8 protein-coding genes and 2 pseudogenes are annotated in these 10,767 nt (G+C 69.5%); 8 read left to right on the top strand and 2 right to left on the bottom strand.

Annotation, left to right across the window (positions count from 1 at the left end):
- Nucleotides 1-566: 566 nt before the first annotated feature.
- A pseudogene (locus CV1CTNOD_RS15330) lies at nucleotides 567-1,587 on the bottom strand (IS110 family transposase).
- A gap of 102 nt (nucleotides 1,588-1,689) precedes the next feature.
- Nucleotides 1,690-2,033 (bottom strand): annotated as a pseudogene (locus tag CV1CTNOD_RS15325) (SAM-dependent methyltransferase); the annotation flags it as partial.
- Between the two features lie 351 nt (nucleotides 2,034-2,384).
- Here CV1CTNOD_RS15325 and CV1CTNOD_RS15320 point away from each other — a divergent pair.
- The 8 genes from CV1CTNOD_RS15320 to CV1CTNOD_RS15285 all read left to right on the top strand — a co-directional run bounded on the left by CV1CTNOD_RS15320 (nucleotide 2,385) and on the right by CV1CTNOD_RS15285 (nucleotide 10,695).
- A complete protein-coding gene (locus tag CV1CTNOD_RS15320; protein WP_131786759.1) occupies nucleotides 2,385-3,101 on the top strand; it encodes a hypothetical protein in 717 nt (238 codons plus the stop codon).
- A gap of 10 nt (nucleotides 3,102-3,111) precedes the next feature.
- On the top strand, nucleotides 3,112-3,291 hold the full coding sequence (locus tag CV1CTNOD_RS15315) for a hypothetical protein (RefSeq protein WP_131786758.1): 180 nt from the start codon (nucleotides 3,112-3,114) through the stop codon (nucleotides 3,289-3,291).
- A 373-nt stretch (nucleotides 3,292-3,664) separates the two neighbouring features.
- Entirely contained in the window at nucleotides 3,665-3,928 is a 264-nt protein-coding gene (locus CV1CTNOD_RS15310) for a type II toxin-antitoxin system Phd/YefM family antitoxin (protein WP_131786757.1), read from the top strand.
- Between the two features lie 532 nt (nucleotides 3,929-4,460).
- Nucleotides 4,461-5,012, top strand: coding sequence for a YceI family protein (locus CV1CTNOD_RS15305; RefSeq protein ID WP_131786756.1), 552 nt, complete (start codon nucleotides 4,461-4,463; stop codon nucleotides 5,010-5,012).
- Between the two features lie 74 nt (nucleotides 5,013-5,086).
- Nucleotides 5,087-5,821, top strand: coding sequence for a bifunctional 1-(5-phosphoribosyl)-5-((5-phosphoribosylamino)methylideneamino)imidazole-4-carboxamide isomerase/phosphoribosylanthranilate isomerase PriA (priA, locus tag CV1CTNOD_RS15300; protein WP_131786755.1), 735 nt, complete (start codon nucleotides 5,087-5,089; stop codon nucleotides 5,819-5,821).
- Nucleotides 5,818-6,588: an imidazole glycerol phosphate synthase subunit HisF gene (gene hisF / locus CV1CTNOD_RS15295; protein ID WP_131786754.1), complete on the top strand. Its 771-nt coding sequence runs from the start codon at nucleotides 5,818-5,820 to the stop codon at nucleotides 6,586-6,588. The genes priA and hisF overlap by 4 nt, the downstream gene beginning before the upstream one ends.
- Nucleotides 6,589-6,853: 265 nt before the next feature.
- Complete coding sequence (locus tag CV1CTNOD_RS15290) at nucleotides 6,854-8,869, top strand: ABC transporter ATP-binding protein (RefSeq protein ID WP_431607123.1); 2,016 nt, start codon at nucleotides 6,854-6,856, stop codon at nucleotides 8,867-8,869.
- Nucleotides 8,866-10,695 carry an ABC transporter ATP-binding protein gene (locus tag CV1CTNOD_RS15285; protein WP_131786753.1) on the top strand — a complete coding sequence of 610 codons (1,830 nt, stop codon included), beginning with the start codon at nucleotides 8,866-8,868 and terminating at the stop codon, nucleotides 10,693-10,695. The genes CV1CTNOD_RS15290 and CV1CTNOD_RS15285 overlap by 4 nt, the downstream gene beginning before the upstream one ends.
- Nucleotides 10,696-10,767: the final 72 nt, after the last annotated feature.

Here is a 10,767-nt window from a genome sequence, read left to right as displayed (position 1 = left end):
GCTGGTCATCCCTGAAGGGGCGGGGCCGGTCAAGGCGACGCTGGGATCTGTTTTGGCTGGTTGTGGGCGTGCGGGGGTTGGCCGTCGTGGGTCGGCGGCGTGTGGGTGGGGCAGGCAGCTGTGCCTGCCGTTGTGTGCTGCCCGCGGGTTCGCAGAGGCTCCGGGGTCAGGGCCCGTGGGCCCCGGAGGGGACCCGGTCGCCGTAGGCGATGCGTAGACAGCCTTGACGCTGGAGGGGCGGACTCGCATGCTGCGTCGCGGACCCGTGGCGGCCAACCGGGTGACCCGAGAGGTCGGCGTGGGGTCTGGGCGCGGCCGTCAGGCCGCTCGACTGCTGTATGTGCCTGGACTGGGAAACGGTTTCCTTTCGGGCGGGTAGGGGTGGTGCGGTTTCGTCTCCATCCCGATTCGGTGTCGGGGGCAGGTTCGGCTGCCAGTCATCCCTTCGCCCCGGGGGCATGGAGCGTTACGACCGCGGTCGGCGGGGGTCAATCAGACGGGCGACCACGCCACCGGGGTGGAGGTCATGACCAGCACGGCCACGCCGCCGACCGGGACCGGACCGCTCACGCCGCCGGGCGCAGCGCGCGGACCTCACCGTCGCGCAGCGCGTAGGAGACCAGCGTGAGCAGCTTGCGGGCCGCGGCCACCTTGCCGATGTTGCGGCCACGACGGTCGCCGACCCTGGCCTTGGTGGTGCCCAGGATCGGAGTGGACGCGGGCAGGATCTGCACCGCCTCGACGGCGGCCCAGCGTGGAACCCTGCTTGGTGATATGGCCACGGTGCACGGTGGTGTCGGACTCACGGTGACGCGGCGTGAGCCCTGCCCAGCTGGTCAGATGTCCCGGGCTGGGGAACCGGCTGACATCGCCGATCTCGGCGACGAACACCGCCGCCAGCGTCGACCCGATCCCGGGGATCTGCTGAACAGCGCGGTAGCCGGGATCGCCGGCGAGCCGGGTGGTGATCCGTCGGCGGACGGTGTCGATCTCCCAGTCCAGCAGGTCGATGATCCGGCGCAGACTGTCGACCCGGGCCCGGTACGGCGGGTCGAGCCAGACCCGGTCCAGCAGCTCCTGCCCACCCACGCCGAACAGATCCGTCATCGGCACGGTCACGCCCTGCTTGGCGAGCACCCCGTGGACCTGCGCCTTCAGGCCCGAGCGGACCGCGACCAACCCGGCGCGGTGCCGGACCATCTCGCGCAGCTCACGCAACGCCGGCGGGGCGATCCACGCCTCGGGCAGCCGACCCATCCGCAACAGATCCGCCAGCTCCGCGGCGTCCCGGACGTCGTTCTTCACCCGCCGACAGGAGTACGCCTTCACCCCCAGCGGATGCGCCAGATGCACCCGAGCATCGAGATCGGCGAGCGCATCGACCGCCCAGTACCAGCCGTAGGTCGCCTCCAACACCACCTCGGCGTGCACACCCGCCCGCGCGACCTCCGCCGCCAACGCCTCCGGATCGTTGGCGATCCGAACGGTCGACAGCGGAACGCCTTCCGCCGTCATCCGCACCACCACACTCCGGCGACGGTGCAGATCGATACCGACTACCTGCGAACCCTCGTACCCTTGAGACACAGGGGCCTCCTCGTCCAGTGACGATGGCAACAACCCCCGGCCTACCCGGGGGCCGTCACCAAGGAGCGGAGGCCCCGCTCCTTCATCGCATCAGAAGCCTGGAGCCTCTGCGAGTACGACTGGATCGTTGTCGACATAGACGACCCGGATGTCCGGTGTGACTTTCTGGGCGACCTGGTGGACGTTGTCCGCGGTCGGGATCCCGGTACCGATGTCGATGATCTGCCGGATGCCGGCCTCCCCGACGAGAAACCGGACGGCGCGTTGGAGGAAGCCTCGGTTTTCCCGTGCCATCAGCCGGGCTTCGGGGGCAGCCCGCAGCACCCGCTCCGCCGCGATCCGATCAGTCGGATAGTTGTCTTTGCCCCCAGGAAATAGTCGTACATCCGCGCTGGGTGCGCCGTGGCCATGTTGATTTCATCGACGGCGAAGCCACTTGTTCTCATGAAACCTCCCATCCCGTTCCCTGCCGCCGTCTTCCACGTGATGTATCGAACAGTTTGATCGTTTCCATGAATGCGAGACCGGATGCGCCAGGCCGCTTGTGAATCCCAGTGATTTCATAGCCGGCCTGTGTGGAGCCGAGGAAGAGGTTGGATGTGGCCAGCCGGACGTGGCCACATCCAACGTGGCACCAGGTGGGCCGGCGTGCTCCAGGCCCTGACCGGACTGCGCCTGATCCCAGCCGCGGGTGGCCAGCTCGCGATACACGTGGAAAGGGGCGCCCAATGGGCGCCCCTTTCCTACGCCGATACCATCGGTCGTGGGTGTGCGGGTATCGAGAGCGTGGAGGCGGTGTGGGGCCCTGGATTGTGGTCGTGCTCGCGGGTCTCGTGGTGGTGGTCGCGGCGATCGTGGTGCGGCGCCGCCGGGCGAGGATGAGCAGGTCGTCCCGGACACCGACCTTCCCGAGGAAACTGCGAGTCAGCTGGCCTCCGGGTTACTCGGACGACCGCCCGATCCGCGTGGTGGACAGGCCCAACGCGCTGTACCTGATCGAAGAGTTCGCGAGCAGGCGGGCGGCGTTGGAGTTCCTGCGCGGGTGCGAGGTCCGAGACGAACGGATCTACGTGATCGCCGAGACGCCTGCGGGCAACCTCGGTAAGGATCTGATCATGATCTTTGAGGAGGCGGATGGGCGGTTCGTCGAGATCGCCGAGCGTAGTGCGCTGCCCAGCCCTCGGCGGTCCGATGAGGACTGCGCTCGGTGCGACTATTCGATGATGCCGGCGGGGGCGCCGGAACCGATTGGTGATGTGGACGGTGAGCACGTCAGTGTCACTTACTACCTCAACCTCGAGGAGCTGGAGCTGAAGGGGCACGGTTTCCGGTGCGAGTTATGTGGTGGCCTGGCCTGGCCTGTGCGCGGTGCTACCGGGCGACGCTTCCGGTACCGGCACCGGCCGGTGAACTCGACCTGCGGTGCTGGTTGTGTCAGGGCGAGGTTGATCTCTTCACGGAGTAACGGCATCCCGCCCGGGGTGTTTCATGCTGCCTGTCACGGAGCGAGGTGATCTGCTGTCCATGAGCATCAGCCGTTTCCTCGTCGGACGAGAAACTCAGTCGATCTTTCCGGCCCTGCTGCTCTTCGCCCTGTCAGCCAGCGGTGCCGTGTGCTACTGCACGGTTGTCCTACGTGCCATGACGTGCGCCGCATCCCACGTGCTCAACTCGCTCAGCCGTTCGCCGGTCGCGTCCACATAGATGGCGTAAGGGTTAGTCACTGCGCCCGGCTGCTGAGCGGAGGGAAGCAATTTCGGCTCTCAATCTCTGGATTTCTGTGTTCCAAGGGTGGGGCGCGTTCGGTAGCCACGTTGGCCAAGGACGGGGGCGGCGGCGAAGGACTACAGCGCCGCGCTGAAGACGGTGAAAGAAATCTACGGAGTCGCGCCGCAGTGGCTCAAAACCAGCGCCTCGCTCACCATGTAGTTACAGATCTGCTGGACTCCACGAGTGTCCGGCGGGCGAGGCAAAGCGGTTTGGCGGACCTCGCCGCCTTCATCGGGGCGGAACCCTAGTTTCCGCGTCGGCCAGGTCCGAGACGGTCACAACCGTAGTGGCATTCTACATTTGTCGTATGGCTACTTTGATCTCGTCCTGGGAGCTTCGCAACGACACGTGCAGCCTGCTCCGACGCGTCGGAGCAGGCGAAGGAATGGTCATCACCGTTGACGGTCGCCCGGTCGCCCGGCTTGCCACGGTGGACCGGCGTCCTCGATTTATCGGTCGTGAGGAGTTCGTGCGAAGGCTCCTCGGCCAGCAAGGGCAGGCTGACTCAGGCCTGCGGGTCGACCTTGATGAACTGGCCGGCGACATGACGGAAGACTTGCCGCCGCTGTGACTGAAGCCGGAATCGTCGACACGCTGGTCTGCATCAGGCAGGAGTCCGGACAGGCGTTGTAGGCGGCCCCGGCAGCTGGATGAATGATGGCCGATGACGCGTCGATCGCCGCCACCGCGTTCGCATATGACCTCGCCCTGGTGAGCTGAGATTCGGACATGAGCCGGGACTCGGACATCAGGGCCAAAGGCGTCGCGATCATGCTTCTCTCACGCTCGGGGTCCGGAAGCCGACCTGGATGAGGCCCGGGAGGCCCAGGTTCCCGGGTCGTCGGTGGACGCGGTCTGCGGGCTGGAGCTTCCGGATGGGGCCGCCGTCGCTTATCTTGCCGGTGAGGAGGCGCGCACCGTCCGGGCTGCGGGAGGCTGGTCCCAGCGACTGTGGCTGGGACCGCTGCTGTGTTTTCAGCGTTTTCAGTGAACCGTTCCGGACGCCAGGTGGGAACGGTTCGCAGTGAACTCGGTGTTATCACCCCGATTTTGTCGGTCCGGCACCGCTCGGCAAAGGCTGAGCTCGGTCAAGGAGGAAGATCATGGCAGAACGGACAGTGTTCTCGCGGGGAGTGGCAGCGCCCCGTACGGGCACGTACCGTATCGATCCGGCCCGGTCCACCGTGCGTTTCACCACGCGCGGGCTGTTCGGCCTGCTCAAGGTGGTCGGTACTCTGGCTGTTCGGGAGGGCTCGATCGTCGTCGCCGATCCGGTCGAGAAGTCCACTGTACGTGCCGTGATCGACGCGACCAGCCTGGACACCGCCAATCGCACCCGGGACAAGCACCTGCGGGCAGCGGACTTCCTGGACGTCGAGACCTATCCGGACATCACGTTCACCTCCGAGCGACTCGTGGAAACCGTGGGTACCTGGACCCTTTTCGGCATCCTGACGGTGCACCGTGTTTCCCGGCCGGTGGAGCTGACCATCACGGCAGCCGAACCGACCGAACCGACCGAACCGACCAACGGTGAGGTGCGCTTCCAGGCCGTCACGCGGACCGACCGGCACGAGTTCGGCGTCAGCAAGGGCAAGGCCGCGGTCGCCCGTCACCAGGCCATCGACCTGGACCTCGTGGCCGTGCTGCTGTAACCGGTCAGACACGGGCTCTCCAGTGATTGGCCGTGGCGGTACCCGACGGCCGGGTGACCCGTAGGGTGGGCGGTGTGGCACTGATCCTCCTGCCTGCCGTGGACGTAGCCGACGGCCGGGCCGTCCGGCTCGTCCAGGGCAAGGCTGGTTCCGAGACCTCCTACGGTGACCCCCGCGAGGCCGCGTTGGCCTGGCAGCGTAACGGCGCCGAGTGGATCCACCTCGTCGACCTCGACGCGGCCTTCGGTCGGGGCTCAAACCGTGATCTGATCGCCGAGGTGGTGCGCTCGGTCGACGTGGCCGTGGAGCTCTCCGGCGGGATCCGCGACGACGACTCCCTGGACGCGGCGCTGGCGACCGGCGCGGCCCGGGTGAACATCGGCACGGCCGCGCTGGAGAACCCCGACTGGGTGCGCGCGGCGATCGACCGGGTCGCCGACCGGATCGCCGTCGGGCTCGACGTCCGCGGCACCACCCTGTCCGCCCGCGGCTGGACCCGCGACGGCGGTGAGCTGTTCGACGTCCTCGCCCGCCTGGACGCCGACGGCTGCGCCCGCTATGTGGTCACCGACGTCCACCGGGACGGCACCCTCACCGGGCCGAACCTCGACCTGCTGCGTACCGTCACCGCTGCCACGTCCCGGCCGGTGGTCGCCAGTGGCGGGGTGTCGTCGCTGGACGATCTGGCGGCCATCGCGGGCGTGGCGGGCGTCGAGGGCGCCATCGTCGGCAAGGCGCTCTACGCGGGGGCGTTCACCCTGCCCGAGGCGCTGGCGGTCGCCTCCGGCCAGCCCGCGCACATCCGGTGACCGTTGCCGTCCGGGTGATCCCGTGTCTGGACGTCGACGCCGGCCGGGTGGTCAAGGGCGTGAACTTCACCGATCTGCGGGATGCCGGCGATCCGGTGGAGATGGCGAAGCTGTACGACGCCGAGGGCGCAGACGAACTGACTTTCCTCGATATCACCGCGTCCAGCGCAAATCGTGAGACCACGTATGACGTGGTGCGGCGTACCGCCGAACAGGTTTTCATTCCACTGACGGTTGGTGGCGGTGTACGCATGATCGGTGATGTCGACCGGTTGTTGCGGGCCGGCGCCGACAAGGTCGGCATCAACACCGCCGCGGTCGCCCGTCCGGAACTGGTTCGTGAATGCGCGCTGCGGTTCGGCAGCCAGTGCATCGTGCTGTCGGTGGACGCCCGCCGGACCCGCACCCCGGAATCCGGCGGGCCCCGGTTCGAGGTGACGACCCATGGGGGCCGCACCGGGACGGGCATCGACGCGGTCGCCTGGGCGGCGCGGGCGGTGGAGCTCGGCGCCGGAGAGATCCTGCTCAACTCGATGGACGCCGACGGGACCCGGAACGGCTACGACCTGGAGATGATCGCCGCGGTCCGCGCGGTCGTGGACGTGCCCGTCATCGCCAGCGGCGGGGCGGGATCCTTGGCGGACTTCTCCCCGGCGGTTGCCGCGGGGGCCGACGCGGTACTCGCCGCGAGCGTTTTCCACTTCGGTGACCTGCGTATCGGTGCGGTCAAGGACGCGCTGCGCGCCGCCGCTGTACCGGTTCGCTGAACGCATGTCAGCACCAGTTCGCTGAACGCACGTCAGCTCGTGGCTGTTTGCCGGACATCTCGCCGGTGGACGATGCGGTAGCCACCGTACGCGGTGAACACTCATGGACCGGACATTGCCCGCCGGGCGATGATTGCGTCGGGTTACGATTCCGGCGGGCATGTGACGCCGGTCAAAAGGCGTTGCGGTGAGCGGTGTTTTCAGCTCGCATTCGTCCCGGCGGTATCGGGGTCGGCGGCCGTGGTAAGCAGCGGAGGGGAGAAGCGTGCCTGAACACGCCCCGAGCCCTGCGAAGGCGCCGGCAGCTGCAGATGCGGCGGCGGCTGGGGTGGCGGAGGCGCAGGCGACGCCGCTTTCCGCGGGCTCGCCCGCTGTCATACGCAGGGGTCTGGCCATCCTCGGTATGGCGATCCGGGACGAGCCCCGTACGTTTGCCGTGGCGGTCGCCGGCAGCAGCCTGTTCGGTCTCATGATGGTGGCGAGCTCGGTGGTGCTCGGCGAGATCGTCGACCGGGTTGTGCTGCCGTCCTTCGAAACCGGTCGGGTTGCCGTCGGCGGCCTCGCGCTGGCTGCCGCGGTACTGCTCACGGTCGGGGCTGTCCGGGCCCTCGGGATGTTCGTACGCCGGCTCGGTGGCGGTGTGATGACCTTCCGGTTGCAGGCCGCCTACCGCCGCCGGGTCACCCGGCAGTACCTGCGCCTGCCGCTGTCCTGGCATCAGAGCCACCCGACCGGCCTGTTGTTGTCCAATGCCAACGCCGACGTCGAGGCGAGTTGGGCTCCGGTCCTCCCGCTGCCGTTCGCGGTGGGGGTGGTGGCCACGCTGATCGCCGCCCTGGTCGTCCTGGTCGCGACCGATCCGCTGCTGGCCGGCGTCGGATGTGTCGTCTTCCCGGCCTTCGGCGCGGTCAACATCTTCTACGGACGGAGGATCTCCCCGCTGCTCTCCCGTGCCCAGCAGCTGCGGGCGGAGGTCAGCGGGCTCGCGCACGAGTCCTTCGACGGTGCGCTGGTGGTCAAGACGATGGGCCGGGAGGCCGACGAGACGGCGCGGTTCGCCCGCAAGGCGGACGAGCTGCGCGCGGCGATGGTGCGCGCCGGACAGGTACGGGGACTGTTCGACCCGGTGATGGACGCGTTGCCCAACATCGGTGTGCTGCTGGTCCTCCTGGTCGGGACGGCCCGGATCTCGGCGGGCAGCCTGGACGTCGGGGAGCTCGTGCGGGTCGCCTACCTGTTCACGCTCCTGGCGTTCCCGCTGCGGGCGATCGGCTGGGTGTTCGGCGAGCTGCCCCGGTCGGTTGTCGGCCACCGCCGGGTGAGCACGGTGCTGCGCGCGTGCGGCGAACAACGTTTCGGCTCGGGGGTCATGGCGGGGCACGGTCCCGTGGCGCTGGTGGTGGACGCCGTCTCCTATACCTATCCGCGGCGGTCCGTCGACGGCCGGACACCTGCGATCATGGCGGCGGATACGGCCGGGCCCCTGTATCCGGCTCTGGAGCGTCCGGTCCTGGAACGAGTGAGCTTCGAGGTGCCGGCGGGCCGGGTGGTGGCGCTGACGGGACGGACCGGCTCGGGCAAGTCGACGCTGGCCGGCCTGCTGGTCAGGCTTTACGACCCCGACGCCGGAGCGGTCCGCATCGACGGGGCCGACCTGTCCGAGCTGGCGCGCGGCGAGGTCGCCGCGGCGGCGTCCCTCGTCCCCCAGCAGGCGTTCCTGTTCGACGACACCGTCCGTGCCAACGTCGCCCTCGGTCTTGCGGTGGACGACGCCGCGATCTGGGATGCGCTCGCGCACGCCCAGGCGGACCGTTTCGTCGCGGCACTGCCCGCCGGGCTGGACACGCAGGTCGGCGAGCGGGGCACGACGCTCTCAGGCGGCCAGCGGCAGCGGATCGCCCTGGCCCGTGCGCTGGTCCGCCGGCCACGCCTGCTGGTGCTCGACGACGCGACGTCCAGTGTCGACACGCGGATCGAGTCGGCCATCCTCACGGGACTGCGGGCGCGGGCAGGTGCGTCCACGGTGGTCGTCGTCGCGCACCGGCGGGCAACGATAGAGCTGGCCGACGACGTCGTCTACCTGGAACGGGGGCGGGTCGCCGGGCACGGGACCCACCATGAGCTGATGGTCACCTCGCCCGGGTATGCGGCGTTGCTCTCCGCGTACGGCCCGACGGGCGCCGCGTACGGCCCGACGGGCGCCGCGGGCCCGACAGGCCCCACACACAGCCCGACAGGCGTGGACGGCAGCCCCGCCGAGGACGCCGGACTGGTGCGATGAGCACCGCCGCCGTACCCACGCCCCGCGGCGGTGGCGGCGGCGGTGGCCTGGCGCCGGTCCCGGTACGGCCCCGGGAGCCGTTGTGGGCCACATTGCGCCGGATCCGCCGGCTCGCGCCGGAGCTCACCGCGGGCCTGCCTGTGACGCTGGCCCTTGCCGCCGTCGCGACCGCGGGACGGGTCGTGATCCCGATCGCCGTCCAGCAGACCGTCGACCGCGGCCTGCTGGACGGCCGGCCGGACCTGTCCGTGGTGCGCCACGCGGTGGCGGGCGCGGCCGTGGCGATCATGGTGACGGCGTTGGCGGCCTACCGGATGAACGTCCGGTTGTACCGGACGTCGGAGGCAGCCCTGGTGACCATGCGGATACGGGCGTTCAGGCACATCCACGGCCTGTCCGTGCTGACCCAGTCGGAGCAGCGGCGTGGGGCGCTGACCTCCCGGGTCACCAGCGACGTCGACCAGATGTCGCAGTTCCTGCAGTTCGGCGGCATGGTCCTGCTGCTGTCCACCGGGCAGATGCTGATCGCGACCGTGCTCATGGCGGTTTACTCCTGGCCTCTGACCGTCGTCGTCTACGCCTGTTTCATCCCGATGGCCGTTGTCGTGCGGCGGTTCCAGCCGCGGTTGACCCGGCGGTACCTGACCGTCCGGGAACGGGTCGGGGACATGCTCGGTGCGATCTCGGAGTCGGTGGTCGGCGCGGCGGTGGTGCGCGCCTACGGCGTCCAGGCACGTACGGCGACGCGCGTGGACACCTCCGTGGACCGTTACCGTTCGGCGCAGACGTCCGCGCAGCGCCTGGTCGCCACGGTCTTCTCCGCCGGGGAGCTGGTGGCGGCGGGTGCCACCGGCGCCGTGGTGGTCGCCGGGGTGCTGCTCGGGGTGGGCGGCCACGTCAGCGCCGGGAAGCTGGTGGCCTTCCTGTTCCTGGTGACGTTGTTCGTGGTGCCGCTGCAGACCCTGACCGAGATGCTCAACGAGGGAGCCAACGCGTCCGCCGGCCTGCGCCGCGTCCTGGACGTGCTGGACACCCCACAGGACGTGCCCGACCCGGGTCCGGACGGGCGGGATCTGCCCCGTGGGCCGCTCACGGTGTGCTTCGACGGGGTCTCGTTCGCCTATCCGGGAGGCCCGCTCGTCCTGCATGCCGTCGACCTGCGGATCGCGCCCGGCAGCCGGGTCGCGGTGGTCGGCGAGACCGGATCAGGCAAGACCACGCTCGCCAAACTGCTCGTCCGGCTGATGGATCCCACCGCCGGTCAGGTGCTGTTCGCGGGCGTGCCCCTGGACCGGGTGCGGTTCGCCTCACTGCGCCGGCGGGTCGTGATGGTCCCGCAGGACGGGTTCCTGTTCGACGTGAGCATCGCCGACAACGTCCGCTACGGACGTCCGGATGCCACTGACAGTGATGTCATGGACGCGTTCGCGGCGTTGGGGCTCGCTGACTGGATCACCGGGCTCGCCGACGGTGTGCTGGCCCGGGCCGGTGAGCGCGGAAGCTCGCTGGCCGCGGGCGAGCGTCAGCTGGTGGCTCTCGCCCGCGCCCAGATCGCCGCCCCGGATCTGCTCGTCCTCGACGAGGCGACGTCGGCGGTGGACCCCGCGACCGAGGTGCGGCTGGCCCGTGCGCTGGGCGAGCTGACCCGCGGGCGGACGTCGGTCACGATCGCCCACCGGCTGTCCACGGCCGAGTCCGCGGACATGGTGGTGGTCGTCGACGCCGGCCGGATCGTGCAGCAGGGCACCCACGCGGAGCTGGTCGGGGTCCCCGGTGTGTACCAGCGTCTGCACACCTCGTGGACGGCCGGGGTTACCGGGTCGTGACAGCCGGGGCCGGCGGGTCGTGACGGACGGCGCGTGCACGGCTCGGTCAGCGGGCATGCCGGTGCCGTCCGG

It is taken from the genome of Protofrankia symbiont of Coriaria ruscifolia, from assembly GCF_900634745.1.
Taxonomy (GTDB): Bacteria; Actinomycetota; Actinomycetes; order Frankiales; family Frankiaceae; genus Protofrankia; species Protofrankia californiensis.
This window is presented reverse-complemented; position numbering and strand designations above follow the sequence as displayed.